Raw genomic sequence first — 20,361 nt, 5'->3', positions numbered from 1 at the left:
GCCCAAGGCCGGACGGTGAAAGCTGGTGGCGATAAGGGGCGGTCCGCGGCGGTGGCCGCGTCAGTGCCCCAGGCCCGTGATGATCAGGATGACGCCGGCCACAAGGGCCAGGACGCCGAGGGCCAGGACGCCGAGCTGCAGCAGGTGCAGCCGCCGGGCCCTGCCGAGTCCGGCGGTGGCCGCGTCCAGCGGGTCCAGTCCGTAGGCGGCGTTGGCGGCGACCGGCGGACGGGCGGCCAGGTCTTCGTGCGCCTGCGCGTCCTGGATTTGGACCGCTGCTGCGGGACGCCGGCCGGCCTTGGCCGCGGCTTCGGCCCGGGCCAGGACGCCGGTGCGGCCTGCGTCGCGCTGCTGCTTGGCCGGACGGCGGCCGGTGCGGGGCTGGACCTTCGGACCCTGGTTGGTCACGAGTGGCACGTAGGAGGTTGCCGGGCGCTTCATCACCGGGCGTTCCATGCCGGGGACCTCGACGAATTCCAGCGGGGTGACCATGGCCAGGTTGCTGGCCGTGGAGGGCCCGTTGTCAGCTGTACCGGGCTTAGGGGCGACGCCCTCGGCGCCCGTCTCCGGGATGCCGGCCGTGGTTCGGGGGGCCTGCTGGTTGTTCTGCTCGGCGAGCTTCTGCTTGGCCGCGGCGCGCCGGTTCAGGACGGCGGCCCGCTCGGCCAGGGCGATCTGCTGTGCCAGGACCTCGGGGTCGACGGCGTCGGGGTCGGTGGCGGCGATGTGCTCCATCTTCGCCACCTGGTTGCGGGCCTGGGCGGCGAGGAGTTCCCGGGCGGCCAAGGCCTGCTCGACGCTCATGCCCTCCGTTGCGGCGGGGGCTTCCGGTGCAACCGGGGCTTCCGGTGCGCCGGAAGATTCGGGCGCCTGCTGCGGAGCCGCTTCGGGTGCGGCCTCCCTCGGAGCCACCACCGGGTGCCGCTGCGTCCGCGGCGAGGGCATCGGCACGATCGGGTTGGCCGACGTGGCCGGAGCCGTTTCCTCGGCCAGCTGCTGGAGGCGCAGCTGCCGGCGGGTGGGTGGGCCGCCCGGGGAGAGCTGGCCCTCCTTCTCGGCAAGTTCCTTGATGGTGCGCAGCGCGGCCCGGTCACGGGCACGGATCTGGGAGGACCGCTCGGCAGGCGTCTCGCGGCGCACGGTGTCCACCGGGCCGGGGATCCGGCGGCGGCCGGTGGTCTCGGCCTCGGTGGGTTCCACAGGCCGGGACTGCCGTGGCGCGACGGCGTTGTCCGGGGAGCCGGAACCGGCGCCGGCACTCCCCGGGTTCCCGGGGGTATCGGCGCTCCCGGATTTATCGGCATTTCCCGGGGCTTCGGGGGTCGCTGCCTGCTGTTCATCCCTGGCACGGCGCAATTCGCGTCGGCTGCGGATGGGAGGCTGTTCCTGACTCATGGGAGGCTCACTCGGTACTGGCGGTTAGGTGCGGTTGGAGGACGGGGCGGACCTGGTGGACGTCCCGATCGGTTTCCGGCTGGCCGTCGTAGAGTCCGTACTTGGCGATGTACTGCACCACGCCGTCCGGCACCAGGTACCAGACAGGGTTGCCGGCAGCCACGCGGGCGCGGCAGTCCGTGGACGATATCGCCATCGCAGGGATCTCCAGGAGCGTGACGTCGTCGCGGCCCATGCCGTCCAGGACGTGACCGGGACGCGTCACCCCGACGAAGTGCGCCAGCGACCAGAGCTCGTTGATGTCCTTCCAGGAGAGGATCTGCGCGAGGGCATCCGCTCCGGTGATGAAGAACAGGTCAGCGTCGGGACGCTGCGTGTGCAGGTCCCGCAGGGTGTCGATGGTGTACGTGGGACCCGGCCGGTCGATGTCCACGCGGCTGACCGTGAAGCGCGGATTGGACGCCGTCGCAATGACGGTCATCAGGTACCGGTGCTCGGCCTGGGTGACCTTCTTGCTGCTCTTCTGCCACGGCTGCCCGGTGGGGACGAACACCACCTCGTCGAGGCCGAACTTGGCCGCGACCTCGCTGGCGGCCACCAGGTGCCCATGGTGGATCGGATCGAACGTGCCGCCCATCACACCCAGGCGCAGGCGGCGTGTTGCGCCGTGCGGCTTCATGATGGCGGAAATATTAGTGGCCCTGGCCGTGGCCGTGCTTGTTCGGGTGCTGGCGGTGCGGGTCAGCGTGCTCTTCGACGGCGGAGTGGCGCTTGCCCAGGTTGCCGTAGGAGAGGGTGATGAACATCAGGACCAGGAGGAGCAGGAACATCGAGCCGCCGATCACGTATGGCGGCGCGATGAGCGGAGCGGGTTCTTCGTGCGCCACTGCTGCGGCAACGGACGTGGCGATCTGCTGAAACAGCATGTTCTCCCCTAGTGAGTTCTACAAATGGACGACGGCGGAGGATCCCGCCGTTCCTGGCTTTAGTCCATGGTACCGCGTGACTAGGCCCGGACCTGGCCCTCGCCCTGCACGATCCACTTGGTGGTGGTGAGTTCGGTCAAGCCCATCGGGCCGCGGGCGTGCAGCTTCTGCGTGGAGATCCCCACCTCGGCGCCCAGCCCCAGCTCGCCGCCGTCGGTGAACCGGGTGGAGGCGTTGACGATCACCGCTGCAGAATCAATCTCTGCGATGAACCGTTCGGCGTTGGCGAGGTCGTTGGTGACGATCGCCTCGGTGTGGCCGGTGGACCAGGAGCGGATGTGGGACAGCGCCTCGTCCATGCTGTCGACCATGGCCACGGCAAGGTCCAGGTCCATGTACTCGGTGGCCCAATCCACGTCCGTGGCGGGCACGGTCTCCACCGAGGGCAGCGCCGCGGTGACGCGGGCGTCGGCGTGCAGGGTGACGCCGGCGGCCCGCAGGGCGGCGGCGACGGCGGGCAGCACGGTGGACTCCGAGTGCACCAGGAGGGTTTCCACCGTGTTGCAGACGCTGGGCCGCTGGGTCTTGGCGTTGAGGAGGATCTCCACGGCCATCTTCTCGTCCGCGGAGGCGTCGAGGAAGATGTGCACGTTGCCCTCGCCGGTCTCAATGACGGGGACAGCGGAGTTGGTCACGACGGTCTGGATCAGGTCCCGGCCGCCGCGGGGAATCAGGACGTCCACGCGGCCGCGGGCCCGCATCAGCACGTTGGCGCCCTCACGGCCGTATTCGTCGACGCTCTGGACGGCGTCCGCGGGCAGTCCGACGGAGACCAGGGCGTCGCGGAGGACGTTGATCAGGGCGACGTTGGTTTCGGCTGCGGCGCTGCCGCCGCGCAGGATCACGGCGTTGCCGCTCTTGAGAGCCAGCCCGGCGATGTCCACGGTGACGTTGGGGCGGGCCTCGTAAATGGCGGCGACGACGCCCATGGGCACGTTGACCTGCCGCAGGCGCAGTCCGTTCGGCAGGGTCTGGCCGCGCACCACGTTGCCCACGGGATCGGGCAGGCCGGCGAGGTTCTCCAGCGCCGCGGCGAGGGCTTCGATCCGGGCGTCGTTCAGCGTCAGCCGGTCCAGCAGCGCGGCGGAGGTGCCGTTGGCACGGCCGGCAGCGACGTCCTTGGCGTTGGCGGCGAGGGTGGTCCCCCGGTGGTCCAGGAGGGCGGCGCCGATGGCGCGCAGACCTCGGTCCTTCCAGGCCCGGTTGGCGCGGGCCATCTCGCGTGAGGCGGCGCGGGACCGGTCGGCGATCGCGTGGACCGAGGCTTCGACACCCGGGGCCGCCGGCGGCAGGCCTGCGGCAGGCGTGTCGTTCAGGGGCAGGTCGGGGTGCGAAGTCAGGGCCTCAGTCATGCTCCAAGTTTAGGCGAGCGGGTGGGTCAGACCAGCACCAGGTCGTCAACATGAACAACTTCGCGCTCATAGCCAGGGCCCAGGCTGCGGCCCAGGTCCATGGTGGAGCGGCCGAGCATCTGCGGCAGCTCCCCGGCGCCGTAGTTGACCAGCCCGCGGGCGATCACGGTGCCGTCGGTACCGACCATCTCCACCGGGTCGCCGCTCTCGAAGTCCCCGTGCACGGCGGTGATGCCGGCGGGCAGCAGGGAGGTGTGGCGTTCCCGGACGGCGCGCACGGCGCCGTCGTCGAGCACCAGCCGGCCCCGGACGGACGCGAGGTGCGCCAGCCAAAGCAGCCGGATGGGCTTGCGGGCGCCGTTGACGGAGAACCAGGTCCCCACGTCCTCCCCGCCAGCGCGGCGGCGGCGTTCGGGGTGGAGGTGACCAGGGCGTGGATACCGGAGCCGGCGGCGATCGAGGCGGCCTCCACCTTGGTGACCATTCCGCCGGTCCCCACCCCGGCCTTGCCGGTGCTGCCGATCGAGACGCCTTCGAGGTCGCGGGGGCCGGCGACGTGCGGGATCCTGCGGGCGCCGCGGGCGGGCGGACCGTCGTAGAGGGAGTCGACGTCGGAGAGCAGCACCAGCGCGTCTGCGCGGACCAGGTGGGCCACCAGGGCGGCGAGCCGGTCGTTGTCGCCGAAGCGGATCTCGTGGGTGGCGACGGTGTCGTTCTCGTTGACCACGGGCACGACGCCGAGGTTCAGCAGCCGGTCCAGGGCTCGGAAGGCGTTGGTGTGCTGGCTGCGGCGCATGAAGTCGTCCGCGGTCAGCAGTACCTGGCTGACGGTGACCCCGTGCGCACCGAAGGCGTGGGTGTAGCGGGCCATGAGCAGGCCCTGCCCGACGCTCGCCGCGGCCTGCTGGGTGGCGAGGTCACGGGGCCGCTTCTCCAGTCCCAGCGGTGCCAGCCCGGCGGCGATCGCGCCGGAGGAAACCAGGATGATCTCGGTGCCGGCGTTGCGCTTGTGCGCCAGGGCGTCGGCCAGGCCGGTGAGGGCCTCCTCGTCGATACCGCCCTTGATGGACGTCAGCGACGAGGAGCCGACCTTGACGACGATCCGGCGCGCGTCGGCCAGGAGGGCCCGGCCGGGAAATACTGCCGGCGCCCCGGCGCCGGACTGGGTGGCGTTACTGGTCATCGGCGTCGCCGAGTCCACTCTCCTTGAGCGGCTGCTGGGCGCGGCGGCCGCTGACCGATTCGGTCCAGATGCCGGCCTTGCGTTCGGCTTCGAGCTCGGCGCGGGCGGCGGCCTTGGCGTCGCGGCGTTCCTGCTGTTCCTCGCGCTTCTGGCCGCGGGTGGGCCGGTCGCCGATGTCCGCGAAGCGGATGTCAGTGCCACGCGGGGAGGCCAGCAGTTCCGCGCCGGCCATCATGGTGGGCTCCCAGTCGAAGACGACGCCGTCGTCCTCGCCGATCACCACGGCATCGCCGGGCTTCGCGCCCTGCTTGAACAGCTCGGTTTCGACGCCCAGCTTGGCCAGCCGGTCCGCGAGGTAGCCGATGGCTTCCTCGTTGGTGAAGTCGGTCTGCTTGACCCAGCGGACAGGCTTCTCGCCCAGGACGCGGAACAGCGGCTCCATGCCGCGCTCCTCGCGGCGGATGGTGAAGCCGGATTCGTTCACGGCGCGGGGGCGCAGCACCGGGGCGGCGACCTTTGGCGGGGTGGCGGCGACGGCGTCGCGGGCGGCCTTGACGATTTCGGCCATGGCGAAGCCCAGCTGGCGCAGGCCCTCGTGGCTGGTGGCGGAGATTTCGAAGACGCGGTAGCCGCGCTTCTCCAGCTCGGGGCGGACGAACTCGGCCATGTCCTTGCCGTCGGGCAGGTCCACCTTGTTCAAGGCGACCAGCCGCGGGCGGTGATTCAGCGGAACGACCTCGCCGTCGGTGCCGGCGTAGCTCATGTCGACTGCGTACTTCTCCAGCTCGGCCTCGATCACGGCCAGGTCGGAGAGCGGATCGCGGTCCGATTCGAGCGTGCCGCAGTCCAGGACGTGGACCAGGGCGGCGCAGCGTTCGACGTGGCGCAGGAAGTGGTGGCCGAGGCCCTTGCCCTCGCTGGCACCCTCGATCAGGCCGGGCACGTCGGCGATGGTGAAGCGGACGTCGCCGGCCTGGACGACGCCGAGGTTGGGGATCAGGGTGGTGAAGGGGTAGTCCGCGATCTTGGGCCGCGCGGCGGACATGGCGGCGATCAGGCTGGACTTGCCGGCGGACGGGAAGCCGACCAAGGCGATGTCCGCGATGGACTTCAGTTCCAGGACGATGTCGCTGGATTCGCCCTCGATGCCGAGCAGCGCGAAGCCGGGGGCGCGGCGCTTCTGCGAGGACAGGGCCGCATTGCCGAGGCCGCCGAGGCCGCCGGCGGCGGCGATGTATTCGGTGCCCTCCCCCACCATGTCGGCCAGGACGGTGCCGTCCTTGCTCTTGACCACGGTGCCTTCGGGGACGGGCAGGACCAGGGTCTCGCCGTTCTTGCCGCCGCGCCAGTCACCCATGCCGGGGCCGCCGTTGGTGGCGTGCCGGTGGGGGGCGTGGTGGTAGTCCAGGAGGGTGGTGGTCTGGGGGTCGACGCGGAGGATGACGTCGCCGCCGTTGCCGCCGTTGCCGCCGTCGGGCCCGCCGAGGGGCTTGAACTTCTCACGGTGGACGGAGACACACCCGTGGCCGCCGGTACCGCCGGATACGTGCAGTACTACCCGGTCTACAAAGCTGGCCACGTGGATCTCCTCAGTGCTGTTCCCGGTCCGCAAGGTCCCGGAATGATTGTAATGCGGTTAAGAACACCGGTGGAGCGGACCCATTGGCCCGCCCCACCGATTATGAAACGTAGGTGCTACTCTGCGGCTGCAGCAGCCACGATGTTCACGACGCGACGGCCGCGGCGGGTGCCGAACTCGACAGCGCCGGGGGTCAGAGCGAACAGGGTGTCGTCGCCGCCACGGCCAACGCCAGCGCCCGGGTGGAAGTGGGTGCCACGCTGGCGGACGATGATCTCGCCGGCGGAAACAACCTGGCCGCCGAAGCGCTTCACGCCGAGGTACTGGGCGTTGGAGTCACGACCGTTGCGAGTGGAGCTCGCGCCTTTTTTATGTGCCATTTGGAATGCCTGCCTTCAAAATTCTGGGAAACTGCGGGAACCTGATCAGTAACGGAAAGTTACTTGATACCGGTGATCTTGACCTTGGTCAGTTCCTGACGGTGACCCTGGCGCTTCTTGTAACCGGTCTTGTTCTTGTACTTCTGGATGACGATCTTGGGACCACGGAGGTCTTCCAGGATCTCAGCCGTAACCGTTACCTTAGCCAGGTCCGCTGCGGCAGACGTGACCTTGTCACCGTCCACCAGGAGCAGTGCGGGCAGCTCAAAGGTGCTGCCGGCTCCACCGGGGACGCGGTTCAGGGTAACGAAGTCTCCAACAGAAACCTTCTCTTGGCGGCCGCCTGCGCGGACAATCGCGTACACCACTGGGGAACTCACTTCTCTCGACGTTTATTACTAGATTTGCGTGCGGAACCTGGCCCCGAACTACCGGAGCGGCTCACGCTGTGCCTCAACGCCGGCAGGTTCCCCGGGGGAACCCATGAGCTATCCCGTGGATCATCCGTCCCGCGTGGGGTGGACAGGTCCTCAAGGTCATAACCCAAGTGTTGGCGTAAGCACCGAAGATCAAGACTACGCTAATTTCGCCTTCGGCCGCAAACGAGGCAGGCCCCGGAGAGTCGGGCGTGACCGGTGCCACAGTGCCGTTTTCCAAGGAACCGGACCGGGCGCCGCAGCCGCTTTCGGGAACCGCGCCCCACCACCTTACCGGCCGCGGCTCCCGTTCCGGGTCAGGCGTGCAGCCGCGGCGCGTCGAAGAAGTCCACCTCGAAGCGCACGGAGTGGACGAAGGCCTCGGTCATGGCGCCCCGTTCGGCGGCGGAACCGCGGCGGGCGGCGGCGTCCGTGTAGCGGATCGCCTGCCGGGTCGACTCGGCGAAGGCCTCGTCCGCGTAGGTGCGCAGCCAGGCGGCGTAGGGGTGGGCTTCGTCCGCGCCCGCTGCCAGGAACTGCGCGTGCAGCGCGGCGCCGACCTCGGCGTAGAGCCAGAAGCAGGGCAGCGCCGCGGCCACGAGGACCCCGTAGCTGCCGGCCAGCGACGCGGCGTGCAGGTGGTCCACGTAGGACTTGGTGACCGGACCCTGCCGCCGCGGGGTGCCGGCACGTCCGGCCAGCCAGCTGCGGTGCAGTTCCGACTCAACTTCCAGGCACTGGGCGGCCGAGCGTGACCAGAACAGCTGCTCTGCCTCCGTCGGGGCAAGCGCGGCGGCGCGGGACAGCACCCGGGAGTAGCCATTGAGGTAAAGCGCGTCCTGGCCCAGGTAGTAGGCGAACTCGTGCTCAGGCAGGGTCCCGTCGGCCAGGCCCCGGATAAAGTCCAGGGCGTAGATTTCCGTCAGGCCCTCCGCGGCGAGCGGCTCGAGTCCGGTGGCGAAGTCGCCGGGTTCCTTGAGGTGGTCCGTGAACTGTCCCGTGCCGGCCGCGGGCGCCGGTTCCGCCGGCTGGGCGAGGTGGTGGAAGTGGTGGACGGGTCCGTTGCCGGTGCCGACGTCGAGCCGTCCGGCCTCGCGCAGCGCCCCCAGCAGCCAGGGCTTGACGCGGCGCAGCGCGGCTTCCCAGTCCCCGCCGGCGGCGTAGGCCGTCGCAAGGGCCGAGGACAGCGAGCACCCGGTGCCGTGGCTGTTGCGGGTGTCGACCCGCTCCCCCGGCACCACCACGGTTTCGCTGCCGAGCAGTCCGGAGCTGTTGACCAGCGCGTCCGGGCAGCCGCCGTCGGCGTCCTCCTCGAGGTGGCCGCCCTTGACCAGGACCGTGGTTCCGGCCAGCGCGGAGAGGCGTTTGCCCTGCTCCAGCGCCTCCGCCCAGCCGGCGGCGACCGGTTCGTCCAGCAGGAGGGCGAGTTCGGCCAGGTTGGGGGTGACCAGGTCGGCGAGCGGCAGCAGGGTGTGCAGCGCCGCCACCGCCGATTCCTGCAGCAGCCGGTCACCGCTGGTGGCGACCATGACGGGGTCCAGGACGACAACGGCGGGCCGGGTGCGTTCCAGCCACGCCCGTACCGCGTCGATGACGCCGGCGTCGCCGAGCATGCCGATCTTCACGGCATCGATGGTGATGTCCTCGGCGATGGCGTCCAGCTGCTCGGTCAGGAAGGCGGCGGGCGGCACGTGCACGGACCGGACGCCGCGGGTGTTCTGGGCGGTCAGGGCCGTGATGGCGGCCATGCCGTAGCCACCCATGGCCGCGATGCTCTTCAGGTCCGCCTGGATTCCGGCACCGCCGGAAGGGTCGGACCCCGCGATGGCGAGGACCCTGGGGATCGCGGCCCGCCCGGTGGGTGCAGCCTGCGCTGCGGGAAATACCGTCTGCAGGAAGGTGGCGCCGGCCGCGGGAACGGTTGAAGGTGCCGCGGGTGCTGCCGCGGGTTGGGTCGAAGACAAGAGACATCCCTTCGCCGGTGCTAACCGGACAGGTTCAACGGGTGTGGATCTCAGCCGGCCCGATGCGCGGCACCCCGTGTCGCGTTCCAGCGTAGCGCCCCTCCCCGGGTTCTCCCGCCCGTCCCGTCCTCCGACCGGTCTCCCCCTTAACCGGCTCGCGGGTACCGCCCGGAGTCGACGCTTCGAAACGTCGAGTCCGGGAGATACCCGCGAGTGGTGCCGATGCGTGCGGCCGAGCGGTTACAGCTCCGAGGCCGGTACGCCGACGCCGAGGATGATCGGGCCGCCGTTGTCCTTGACCACAGGCTTGACCGTTTCCGGCGCCTTGGCCTCGTGGACCGAGCCCTGGCCGGATGCGGCCGAGGCCTGCCGGTGCTGCTCGACGGCGGTCTCGTTGGCCGCCCCCTGGGCACGGCTGGCGCTGCGGTGCCGCCGCGGACGGCGCTGACCGGTGGCCGGTTCATCAGCCGCGGGGGTGCGGGTGGCGACGGGGGCCGCCACCGGTGCAGCCGTCTTCGGAGCCTCCTGCTGCCGGGTGTCCTGCTTCGGAGCCTCCTGCTGCCGGGTGTCCTGCTTGGGAGCCTGCTGCGGGGCGGGTTCCCGGCGCGCTTCGGGCTCGGCCGCGCGGTTGCGGGCGTTCGGCGGCTGGATCCGGGCCGTGCGGGCACGTCCCCGGCCCCGGGTTGCCCGGGACTGGTCAGCGGACCGACCGGCGGCCGGAGCCTCGGCGGGTGCCTCAGCCTCCGGGGCAGGGGTTTCCTCGGACCGTGCTTCCACAGACGGCGCTTCCACAGGCGGGGCGGCCTCGCGGGCCGCGGTCTCCGTTGGCCCGGACTGGCGGTTCCGCGAGTCCGAGTCGCCCAGGTTGGCGAACGCCTCGGTCAGCAGGTCCAGCGTCAGGGCCGGCTGCGGCGCCTGCTCGGCGTGCTCGACGAAGGGCAGGGCCACCTGCTCGCCGCCGAAGGTCAGCACGGCGGCGGGACGGCCGGCTGCTTCCTCGGTGGAGGCCAGCTCGACGGCGGCATCCAGGGCCGCCTGCCTGGTCTCGGCGTCGGGCGCTGCGGTGGCTTCGCCGTCGTGCAGGTGCGCCGCGTGGGCCGCCGCCGCGATGTTCGCCAGTGCGGCCCGGGTGGCCTCGGCCTTGGCGTGCCGCTCGGCCTCGGTGGGCTCGTGGTGCCCGGCAGCCGGTGCCTGCTGCTGGACCTCGGTGCCCTGGCCGCCCTTGCCGCGGCGGCGCTTACGCTCGTTGCGGGCGGCGGGCTGCTGCTCGGTGCGCGGAACGTGGTGTTCCGCGGCGACGGTGTTGGCGCGGCGGTGCTCGACCGGCTCGTCGTGCGTGACGACGCCCCGGCCGGCGCAGGCCTCGCACTGCTCGCCGAAGACTTCCAGCAGGCCGGTGCCCATCCGCTTACGGGTCATCTGAACGAGGCCCAGTGAGGTCACCTCGGCCACCTGGTGCTTGGTCCGGTCCCGGCCCAGGCACTCCACCATGCGGCGCAGGACCAGGTCGCGGTTGGATTCAAGCACCATGTCGATGAAGTCGATCACGATGATGCCGCCGATGTCGCGGAGGCGCAGCTGGCGGACGACTTCCTCGGCCGCTTCCAGGTTGTTCTTGGTGACGGTTTCCTCGAGGTTGCCGCCGCTGCCGGTGAACTTGCCGGTGTTGACGTCCACCACGGTCATGGCCTCGGTGCGGTCGATCACGAGGGAGCCGCCGGAAGGCAGGAAGACCTTGCGTTCCAGAGCCTTGTGGATCTGCTCATCGATACGCCAGGCGGAGAAGATGTCCGTGTCCTTGGTCCACTTCTCGAGCCTGCCCACCAGGTCCGGCGCCACGTAGGTGACGTAGGCCTCGATGGTGTCCCAGGCCTCCTCACCGGAGACGATCAGCTTGGAGAAGTCCTCGTTGAACACGTCGCGGACCACCTTGATGGTCAGGTCCGGTTCGCCGTAGAGGAGCTCCGGGGCGAGGATCTTGGTGGACGCGGCCTGGCTTTCGATACCTTCCCACTGGGCGCGCAGACGGTTGATGTCATGCGTCAGTTCCTCTTCCGAGGCTCCCTCAGCCGCGGTGCGGACGATCACGCCGGCGTCTTCCGGCAAGCGGTCCTTGAGGATGCGCTTGAGGCGGTTGCGTTCGACGTCGGGCAGCTTGCGGGAGATGCCGGTCATGGAGCCGCCGGGCACGTACACGAGGTACCGGCCGGGCAGGGAGATCTGGCTGGTCAGCCGGGCGCCCTTGTGGCCCACCGGGTCCTTGGTCACCTGGACCAAAACGGAGTCGCCGGACTTGAGCGCGTTCTCGATCCGACGCTGCTTGCCCTCGAGGTTGACGGCGTCCCAGTTGACCTCGCCGGCGTACAGCACGGCGTTGCGGCCGCGTCCGATGTCGACGAAGGCCGCCTCCATGGAGGGCAGCACGTTCTGGACACGGCCCAGGTAGACGTTGCCAATCAGGGAGTCCTGCTGGGTCTTGGACACGAAGTGCTCGGCCAGGACGCCGTCTTCGAGGACGCCGATCTGGATTCTGTCATCGCGCTGGCGCACGATCATCTGCCGGTCAACGGATTCGCGGCGGGCCAGGAACTCCGCCTCGGTGATGACGGTGCGGCGGCGGCCGGTGTCGCGGGACTCGCGGCGGCGCTGCTTCTTCGCCTCCAGCCGGGTGGAGCCCTTGACCGAGGTGACGCGGTTGCTGACGGGCGCGTCGCTGACGGTGCGCGGGGCACGGACCCGGGTGACGGTGTTGGGCGGGTCGTCGTCGCTGCCGCCGGTCAGTTCGAGGTCCTGTTCACCGCGACGGCGGCGACGGCGGCGGCGGGACGTCACGCCGTCCTCCAGTGCGGCTTCGCGGCCCTCCTCGGCGTCCTCGTCGCCGGGCTCGGCGTCGGTGTCGGCCTCGGCGACCCGGCTGCGGCCACGGCGGCCGCGGCTGCGGCGACGGCGGCGGTTGCCCTGCTCGTCGTCCTCGTCGTCTCCATCGGTGTCGGCGTCCTCGGCAGCGGCAGCAACCGGGGCGGGGGCGGGACGGACGACGGCGGTGAGGTCCGGGGCCTGGAAGAGCATTGAGGTGACGGCGCCGGCGCCGGGGGCCATGAACAGCGACGGCGTTTCGGTTTCCTGAGCCTCCTCCGCGGGGCCTCCGGTGCCGGAGCCGCCTCGGCGGGGGTTTCGGTGGCGACGGCGGGAGCGTCCTGGGCGGCAACGGCATTATCGGCCGTGGGCGCGTCGTCGGTGGCGCCGGCCTCCGGTGCGGTTTCTGCAGGCACCTCGGCGGGGGCTGCCTTGGCGCGGCTGGCCCGGCGGCGGACCGGCTTGCGCGGGACATCGGTCTCGGCCTCGGCCAGCACGTCGGCGGGTGCCACGGCCTCGGAGACGGTGAGGAGGGCGGGGGCTTCGTCCGCGGCGGCAGCCTCGGGTGCGGCGTCGGCGTCTGGTGCTGCGGCTGCCTTCGGAGCGGCCTGGCGACGGGTACGGGTCCGGCGCGCCGGGGCCTTCTCCGCTACCGGATCCCCGGCAGCCGCGGCCACGGCCGTGCCGCTATTGTCTGCACCGGCAGCGGACGCTTCTGCGTCGGCGGCGGGGGCCGCGGCGTCGGCGGCTTCGCCGACCGGTGCGGCCGCTTCGGCCTTGGGGGCCGCCTTCTTGCGGGTGCGCGGGGCCCGTTTGGGCTTCTCCGGCACCTCGGTGGCGGTTACGCCGTCGGTCATGGGGGCGTCGGAAACCGTTGCTTCGTCGTTGCCCGTTTCCAGCTGTTCATTATCCATATGTGGCCACGCTCCTGCCCCTGATGCGCCGCCACATCCGGCGCCCTGGGGGCATATATTTGTCAACACCCGCAGGCATTGACAGAAGTCAATTGAATACCCTCAGGTTCGCACCGGCATTGGGGTGCGGCAGCCCTGGAGGGCCGGCGGCTTCGCTGCGAACCCGTTGATCGATGCATCACAACCAGGTGCCGTCCAATGGCATTGCGGGAAAACCGGATCATCAGACCCGGGAAGATCCCTGCTCCTCATTGGCGGTCTTGAATTCAAAGTCGCCGGACTGAAGCGCGAATGTGGTTCACGTCCCAGCCAGCTTCATTGTCTCACAGCAGTCGGAAATGCTGGCTTAGGCCGCACATCCCGGACGCACATGACACCGAATCACCGGTAAGCGGGAGGCGATCGGACCCGGAACCCGGGATTCGTCCAGCCTCCGGCGATAGAATTTGCCGTAGCACGCCGTTCCGCAGCCAGAGCTGCGCGCACGGCGGACCTGAGCACCGAGAACCTGACTTTCGAAGACCCAGCACAGAGAACCGACGCAAAGGACGAACGATCCATGCCCAGCATCTCCCACGCCCCTGACGACGTGGCCACCCCGGCACGGGACAACGGACCGGCCGAAGCGGACCGGCAGGTTCCGTCGATGACCCGGCCGCGGCCGTTTGGCTGGCTGCTGGTGATCACCGGCGTCGTCGGCTGGCTCGCCTCCGGCGCCCTGGTGCTGGAGAAGCTCGCCGTCCTCAAGGACCCCAGCCACGTCACCGTCTGCGACGTCAACCCCTGGATTTCCTGCGGCCAGGTGATGCAGACCTGGCAGAGCTCACTCTTCGGCTTCCCGAACATGTTCATCGGCATCGTGGCGTTCGCCGTGATCATCACCACCGGCATGGGGCTCCTGTCCGGCGCCCGCTTCGCCCGCTGGTACTGGCTCGGGCTGCAGACCGGCGTGACGCTGGGCTTCGCCTTCGTGGTGTGGCTGTGGTCGCAGGCGCTGTACTCGATCCACATCCTCTGCCCGTTCTGCATGATCGTCTGGGCGGCCATGATTCCGCTCTTCGTCTGGGTGACCGTCCGCAACATCACCCACGGCGTCATTCCGATGCCCGCCAGCGCCACCCGCATCCTGGGCGAGTCCGGCTGGATCCTGACCGCCCTGCTCTACATCGCCGTCATCGCCACGATCTTCTTCGCCTTCATCCAGGTCTTCGTCGGCACGTCCGGCTACTAAGAAGCCGCAAGAAAACAAAAGCCGGGGCCGGTGTTCGACTACGAACACCGGCCCCGGCTTTTAACGCCCCCTGGGGGCAGAGAGCCTAGAACCAGATCTTGATCTCGCGCTCGGCGGACTCCACCGAGTCGGAGCCGTGGACCAGGTTCTGCTGGACCTTGACGCCCCAGTCGCGGCCGAAGTCGCCACGGATGGTTCCCGGAGCCGCCGTCGTCGGGTCGGTGGTGCCTGCGAGCGAACGGAAGCCCTCGATCACGCGGTGGCCCTCGAAGATCGCCGCGACCACGGGGCCGCTGAGCATGAATTCGACCAGCGGCTCGTAGAAGGGCTTGCCGACGTGCTCTTCGTAGTGCTGCTTGAGGAGTTCGCGGGTGGCGTTGACCTTCTTCAGTTCGGCCAGGGTGTAGCCCTTGGCTTCGATCCGGGCGATGATGCTGCCCGTCAGGTTGCGGGCGACGCCGTCGGGCTTGACCAGGACTAGGGTGCGCTCGATGCTCACAGCTGCTCCAATGTGTTGTGGTGGGTTTGGGACAAGTCTAGTTGCTCGGGGTCTCCGGGTTGGCGGCCTCCCAGGCCGCCTGCTCCCGGTCCCGCTGGGCCGCCTCGCGGTCGATCCGGATACCGGTGCGGATGCCGTACCACCAGGTGAGGGCGAACAGGGCGCCCACCACGAACATGGTCGGTTCCACGAAACCGGTGAGGATCAGCACCAGTTGCAGCACCCAGCCCAGGGCAACTCCCCACGGCTTGGTGAGCACCGCGCAGGTCAGCGCCAGCACCAGCGCGAGGCCGATGCCGAGCCCGAAGACCAGCGCGGGAGCAAATTCCCCGCGCCGCAGGCCGAACACGGCCAGGGTCCCGAAGATCGCCACGAAGGCCTCCAGCAGGAGGACCGTGGAGGCGAACATGACCTTGGTGGAACGCCGCTTCTTCGGCATGCCCGGGCGCCACTCGCGCTGGGCCTTGGTGAGTTTCGCCATCGGTTACGCCTCGGACTTTCCGAGCAGGATCCGGGCCTCGGCCACGAGCGTGATGGAGCCGGTCACCAGGACGCCGCCGGCCAGGTCGTCGTTGGACTCGGCCCGCTCCACCGCCCATTCGAGGGCGTCGTCGAGCTTCTCCGCGGTGTGCACGAGGTCCTCGCCGAAGCCCAGGTCCAGGGCCAGCTCGCCGAGTTCTTCCGCGGGGATGGCCCGCGGCGAGTTGGACTGCGTGAAGCAGAACTCGGCCGGCACGTCCTCGAGGGAGTCCTTGAGCTGGCGGAGGATTTCCTCGGCGTCCTTTTCCTGCAGGATGCCCAGGACCACCACCAGCTTGCTGAAGCTGAAGGCCTCCTGGAGCGCCTCGGCGGAGACCCGGATGCCCTCCGGGTTGTGTGCGGCGTCCACCACGATGGTCGGGGCGGTGCGCAGCACCTCCAGCCGGCCCGGGGAGGTGACGGCGGCGAAGGCCTCCTGGAGCACCTCGGGGTTCAGCGGCTTGTCCGCCCCGAAGAACGCCTCCAGGGCGGCGACGGCGACGGCGGCGTTCTCGGCCTGGTGGGCGCCGTGCAGCGGCACCAGCAGGTCTTCGTACCGGTCCGCGAGGCCCTGGATGGTCACCATCTGGCCGCCGACGGCCACGGTGCGGGACTCGACGCCGAACTCGACGCCCTCGAAGCGGAACGGCACGCCAACCTCCTTGGCCTTCTCCAGGAGCACCTGGGCGGCGTCCACCGGCTGGGCGGCGCTGACCAGGAAGCCGCCGGGCTTGATGATGCCGGCCTTCTCGTGGGCGATGTCCTCGGTGGTGTCGCCCAGGAGGTCCGTGTGGTCCAGGGAGATCGGCGTGATGACGGAGACAAGGCCGTCGCCGACGTTGGTGGCGTCGGTGATGCCGCCCAGGCCCACCTCGATCACGGCCACGTTCACCGGCTGGTCCGCGAAGACCGCGAAGCCCAGGATGGTGAGGCATTCGAAGTAGGTCAGCCGGGGCTGGCCCTCCGCGGTGAGTTCGTTGTCCACGATCTCCAGATACGGCCGGATCTCGTCCCAGATCCGGACGAAGGTCTCATCCGAGACCGGTTCGCCGTCGATGCTGATCCGCTCGGTGACCTTGGACAGGTGCGGGCTGGTGTACCGGCCGGTGCTCAGGCCGTGGGCCCGCAGCCCGGCCTCGATCATCCGGGCCGTGGAGGTCTTACCGTTGGTGCCGGTGACGTGGATGATCGGGAAGGCCTTGTTCGGCTCCCCCAGGATGTCCATCGCCCGGCGCAGCGGCGCCAGCCGGGGTTCCATCTTGTTCTCCGGCGCCCGGCCCAGCAGTTCTGCGTAGACGCTCTCGACCGAAAATTCGTCGCTCATGGATTATGCCCCTGCTTCAACGGTGACTTTTTCGACGCTGACCTGCGGTTCCTTGACGTCGGCGTGGACCGTGTCCAGGTCCACGCTCAGCGTCTCGGTCTTGACCAGGCCGGCGTGGGCCTGCAGCGCCTCGACGACGGCTACGGGCGCGGTGACGGTGGTGCGGATCCGGTCGCTGACGTTCAGCCCGGCGTCCTTGCGGGCCTGCTGGATGGCGCGGACCAGGTCGCGGGCGGTGCCCTCGGCCTCCAGTTCCGGCGTGACCTCGGTGTTAAGGACCACGAAGCCGCCGCCGGGCAGGACCGCCGCCGCCCGTGATCCCTCCCCCGCCGCGGCCTCGGCCACGACGGTCTCCAGGGTATATTCCTGCGGCTCGAGTTCGAGGCCGCCGGCAGTGACTACGCCGGCGTCGTTCACGGACCAGTCGCCGGACTTGGAGCCCTTGATGGCCTGCTGGACGTTCTTGCCCAGGCGCGGACCGGCGGCGCGGGCGTTGACCACCAGCTTCTGTTCGATGCCGAACTCCTCCGGGGAGGCGGCGTCGGCGTCGAGCACGCGGACGGAGCGCAGGTTCAGCTCGTCGGCGACGACGGCGGCGAAGCCCGCGAGGGTGTCCGCGCCGGGGGCGACGACGGTGAGTTCCTGCAGCGGCAGGCGCACCCGGAGGTTCGCGGCCTTGCGCAGCGAAGAGCCGGTGGAGCAGATCTGCTGCACCCGGTCCATCGCCTCCACGAGGCCGGCGTTGGCGGGGAACAGACCCGCGTCCGGCCAGTCGGCCAGGTGCACGGAGCGCCCGCCGGTGAGGCCGCGCCAGATCTCCTCGGAGATCAGCGGCAGCAGTGGTGCGGCGACGCGGCAGACGGTCTCCAGCGCGGTGTAGAGCGCGTCGAAGGCGTCGGTGTTCTCGTCGAAGAACCGCGTGCGGCTGCGCCGGACATACCAGTTGGTGAGCATGTCCAGGTAGCCGCGCAGTTCGTCGCAGGCGCCGGAAATGTCGTAGCTGTCCAGCTGTTCGGTCATGCTGCGGACCAGGTCGCCGGTGTTGGCCATCAGGTACTGGTCCAGGGTGTCGGCGTAGCCGTCGTAGCGGAGTTTCGCGTCGTAGCCTGCAGCTGTTCCATCCACTGCGTTCGAAGCGTTCGTGTAGAGGGTGAAGAAGCTGTAGACGTTCCACAGCGGCAGGATGACCTGGCGGACGCCGTCGCGGATGCCCTGTTCGGTGACCACCAGGTTGCCGCCGCGCAGGATGGGGCTGGACATCAGGAACCAGCGCATCGCGTCGGAGCCGTCGCGGTCCAGGACCTCGGAGACATCCGGGTAGTTGCGCAGGCTCTTGGACATCTTCTGCCCGTCGGAGCCGAGGACGATGCCGTGGCTGATGACGTTGCGGAACGCCGGGCGGTCGAACAGCGCGGTCGAGAGGATGTGCAGCATGTAGAACCAGCCGCGGGTCTGGCCGATGTACTCGACGATGAAGTCCGCCGGATTGTGGGTGTCGAACCATTCCTCGTTCTGGAACGGGTAGTGCACCTGGCCGTAGGGCATGGAGCCGGAGTCGAACCAGACGTCCAGGACGTCCTCGACGCGGCGCATCACGGACTGGCCCTCTTCGGGGTGCGCGGGTCGTCCGGGTTCGGGCGGGTCAGCTCGTCGATGAACGGACGGTGCAGGTCCACCTGGCCGTCGTTGTTCAGCGGCAGCCGGCCGAAATCGGCCTCGATCTCGGCGAGTGAGCCGTAGACGTCGGTGCGCGGGTAGTCCGGGTCGCTGGACTGCCAGACCGGGATGGGGCTGCCCCAGTAGCGGTTGCGGCTGATCGACCAGTCGCGGGCGTTGGCCAGCCACTTGCCGAACTGGCCGTCCTTGACGTTGCCCGGGATCCAGTTGATCTCCTGGTTCAGCTCGGACATGCGGTCCTTGAACTTTGTGACCTCGACGTACCAGGAGGAGACGGCGCGGTAGATCAGCGGGTTCCGGCAGCGCCAGCAGTGCGGGTAGGAGTGCTCGTAGCTGGCCTGGCGGACCAGACGGCCCTCGGCGCGGAGCACCTGGGTGATGGGCTTGTTGGCCTCGAAGACCTGCAGCCCGGCGATCGCGGCGAGGGGTCCGTGGCCGAAGAGGGGCAGGAACTTCGCGCCTTCGTCGACGGAGAGGACCACGGGGATGCCGGCCTCTTCACAGACCTTCTGGTCGTCTTCACCGTAGGCCGGGGCCTGGTGGACGATGCCGGTGCCGTCGGTGGTGGTGACGTAGTCGGCCACGAGGAAACGCCAGCCGTTCTCGGTGCCGTACTTCTCGGCGTCGGCGAAGTAGTCCCAGAGCGGCTCGTACGTCAGGCCCTCGAGTTCGGTGCCGAGGTGGCGGGAGACGACGGCGGCCTCGGCCGCGGCGGCCCCCTCGGCGCCGTCGCCGTAGCCCAGGTCCTTGGCGTAGGCGCCGAGGAGGTCGGCGGCGAGCAGGAAGGATCCGCTGACCGGCGCATCGTCGGAGGCGGCCTTGATTCCGTGCGGTCCGGCGGGCAGAACCACGTAGGTGATGGCGGGTCCGACGGCGAGTGCCAGGTTGGTGGGGAGGGTCCAGGGCGTGGTGGTCCAGGCGAGCGCCTGGACGCCGGCGAGCTGCTTCGAGAGCTCGGACTCCCCGCGGTGATCGGGAAGGTCACGGTGACGGTCTGGTCCTGGCGGTTCTTGTAGACGTCGTCGTCCATGCGCAGCTCGTGGTTGGAGAGCGGCGTCTCGTCCTTCCAGCAGTACGGGAGGACCCGGTACCCGTTGTAGGTCAGGCCCTTCTCGTGCAGCTGCTTGAAGGCCCAGAGGACGGACTCCATGTATTCGACGTTGAGCGTCTTGTAGTCGTTCTCGAAGTCAACCCAGCGGGCCTGGCGGGTGACGTAGCTCTTCCACTCGTCGGCGTACTTCATCACCGAGGCGCGGCAGGCATCGTTGAACTTGTCGATGCCCATGGCCTCGATCTGGGTCTTGTCCGTCATGCCCAGCTGCTTCATCGCCTCGAGCTCGGCGGGCAGGCCGTGGGTGTCCCAGCCGAAGCGGCGCTCGACGCGGCGGCCACGCTGGGTCTGGTAGCGGCCCACCAGGTCCTTGGCGTACCCGGTCAGCAGGTGGCCGTAGTGCGGGAGGCCGTTGGCGAAGGGAGGGCCGTCGTAGAAGACGAATTCGTTGGAGCCGTCTTGACCCGCGTCCCGCTGGTCGATGCTCGCCTGGAACGTGCCGTCCTGGTCCCAGTACTTGAGGATGCGCTCCTCGATCTCCGGGAACTTCACGGAGGCGGACACGCCTGCGGCGCTGGAAGCCGTGCTGGCGTCGGAGGGTGCGGCTGCGGAGGTTGCGGCTGAGGCCTTGGGGTAATGGGTCATCTCGACATCCTGGGTTGAGCTGTGAACAACGGGATTCATTCAGGATGCGAGGACGGCTCCTGTGCTGTCGGAACAACACCGGCACCGCGGTACCACCTCACTTACCGGCTCCGGGCCCGGACCACCCCGTGGGGGTGGAACGCGCACCGCTGCCGGCCGCTCGTTGACTGCTGTGACGGGCTTACCCGTCCGGTTCTACTGGCACCGCGCGGACCGTGGGGTCCGCGCCGGAGTGTTCTTCCGGAAGCTCACCGGTGATGGCCGGGTCGACGCTGTTAGTTCGATGGTACCGGAGAGGGGCCGGTGTCCGCCGCGCCCGGACGGGCCGACGGCCCGGGATACAAACGGATCCCGTCCTGCTGAACCCTCGCCCCGGGACCCGGGCCTGCT

Annotated in this window: 13 protein-coding genes, 2 pseudogenes and 1 riboswitch; of the genes and pseudogenes, 1 reads left to right on the top strand and 14 read right to left on the bottom strand. The window is 69.6% G+C overall.

Annotation, left to right across the window (positions count from 1 at the left end; translation table 11 throughout):
- Positions 1–60: 60 nt before the first annotated feature.
- From ACRQ5B_RS13040 to ACRQ5B_RS12995, 10 genes and pseudogenes are all read right to left on the bottom strand, one after another.
- Positions 61–1,395, bottom strand: coding sequence for a hypothetical protein (locus tag ACRQ5B_RS13040; RefSeq protein ID WP_432394493.1), 1,335 nt, complete (start codon positions 1,393–1,395; stop codon positions 61–63).
- Positions 1,396–1,402: 7 nt separating this feature from the next.
- Positions 1,403–2,074, bottom strand: a complete 672-nt coding sequence (gene nadD / locus ACRQ5B_RS13035; protein WP_432394491.1) for a nicotinate-nucleotide adenylyltransferase — start codon at positions 2,072–2,074, stop codon at positions 1,403–1,405.
- A gap of 13 nt (positions 2,075–2,087) precedes the next feature.
- Complete coding sequence (locus ACRQ5B_RS13030) at positions 2,088–2,321, bottom strand: hypothetical protein (RefSeq protein ID WP_412883158.1); 234 nt, start codon at positions 2,319–2,321, stop codon at positions 2,088–2,090.
- Between the two features lie 80 nt (positions 2,322–2,401).
- Positions 2,402–3,733: a glutamate-5-semialdehyde dehydrogenase gene (locus tag ACRQ5B_RS13025; RefSeq protein ID WP_432394488.1), complete on the bottom strand. Its 1,332-nt coding sequence runs from the start codon at positions 3,731–3,733 to the stop codon at positions 2,402–2,404.
- A 26-nt stretch (positions 3,734–3,759) separates the two neighbouring features.
- Positions 3,760–4,916: pseudogene (gene proB, locus ACRQ5B_RS13020) on the bottom strand (glutamate 5-kinase).
- Complete coding sequence (gene obgE, locus ACRQ5B_RS13015) at positions 4,906–6,495, bottom strand: GTPase ObgE (RefSeq protein ID WP_364135206.1); 1,590 nt, start codon at positions 6,493–6,495, stop codon at positions 4,906–4,908. The pseudogene proB and the gene obgE overlap by 11 nt, the downstream one beginning before the upstream one ends.
- Before the next feature lie 116 nt (positions 6,496–6,611).
- Positions 6,612–6,875 carry a 50S ribosomal protein L27 gene (gene rpmA / locus ACRQ5B_RS13010; RefSeq protein WP_009372867.1) on the bottom strand — a complete coding sequence of 88 codons (264 nt, stop codon included), beginning with the start codon at positions 6,873–6,875 and terminating at the stop codon, positions 6,612–6,614.
- Between the two features lie 59 nt (positions 6,876–6,934).
- Entirely contained in the window at positions 6,935–7,243 is a 309-nt protein-coding gene (rplU, locus tag ACRQ5B_RS13005; RefSeq protein WP_290257883.1) for a 50S ribosomal protein L21, read from the bottom strand.
- 365 nt (positions 7,244–7,608) lie between these two features.
- Positions 7,609–9,186, bottom strand: coding sequence for a bifunctional hydroxymethylpyrimidine kinase/phosphomethylpyrimidine kinase (locus ACRQ5B_RS13000; RefSeq protein WP_432398763.1), 1,578 nt, complete (start codon positions 9,184–9,186; stop codon positions 7,609–7,611).
- A 58-nt stretch (positions 9,187–9,244) separates the two neighbouring features.
- Positions 9,245–9,342: riboswitch (TPP riboswitch) on the bottom strand.
- Between the two features lie 153 nt (positions 9,343–9,495).
- Positions 9,496–12,354: an Rne/Rng family ribonuclease gene (locus ACRQ5B_RS12995; protein WP_432394481.1), complete on the bottom strand. Its 2,859-nt coding sequence runs from the start codon at positions 12,352–12,354 to the stop codon at positions 9,496–9,498.
- 1,230 nt (positions 12,355–13,584) lie between these two features.
- Between ACRQ5B_RS12995 and ACRQ5B_RS12990 the strand changes: the two genes are divergently transcribed.
- Positions 13,585–14,256 carry a vitamin K epoxide reductase family protein gene (locus ACRQ5B_RS12990; RefSeq protein WP_432394478.1) on the top strand — a complete coding sequence of 224 codons (672 nt, stop codon included), beginning with the start codon at positions 13,585–13,587 and terminating at the stop codon, positions 14,254–14,256.
- Positions 14,257–14,341: 85 nt separating this feature from the next.
- Here the strand turns inward: ACRQ5B_RS12990 and ndk are convergent, their stop codons facing one another.
- The 4 genes and pseudogenes from ndk to ileS all read right to left on the bottom strand — a co-directional run bounded on the left by ndk (position 14,342) and on the right by ileS (position 19,971).
- Entirely contained in the window at positions 14,342–14,755 is a 414-nt protein-coding gene (gene ndk, locus ACRQ5B_RS12985; protein ID WP_432394475.1) for a nucleoside-diphosphate kinase, read from the bottom strand.
- Positions 14,756–14,792: 37 nt separating this feature from the next.
- Entirely contained in the window at positions 14,793–15,236 is a 444-nt protein-coding gene (locus ACRQ5B_RS12980) for a DUF4233 domain-containing protein (RefSeq protein ID WP_432394472.1), read from the bottom strand.
- Between the two features lie 3 nt (positions 15,237–15,239).
- Positions 15,240–16,598, bottom strand: a complete 1,359-nt coding sequence (locus ACRQ5B_RS12975; RefSeq protein WP_432394469.1) for a bifunctional folylpolyglutamate synthase/dihydrofolate synthase — start codon at positions 16,596–16,598, stop codon at positions 15,240–15,242.
- A gap of 3 nt (positions 16,599–16,601) precedes the next feature.
- Positions 16,602–19,971, bottom strand: a pseudogene (gene ileS / locus ACRQ5B_RS12970) (isoleucine--tRNA ligase).
- Between the last annotated feature and the right edge of the window lie 390 nt (positions 19,972–20,361).

It is taken from the genome of Pseudarthrobacter sp. L19 (genome assembly GCF_050859435.1).
GTDB lineage: Bacteria > Actinomycetota > Actinomycetes > Actinomycetales > Micrococcaceae > Arthrobacter.
The sequence above is the reverse complement of the archived record's forward strand: the minus strand, read 5'-3'. Positions and strand labels throughout refer to the sequence as shown.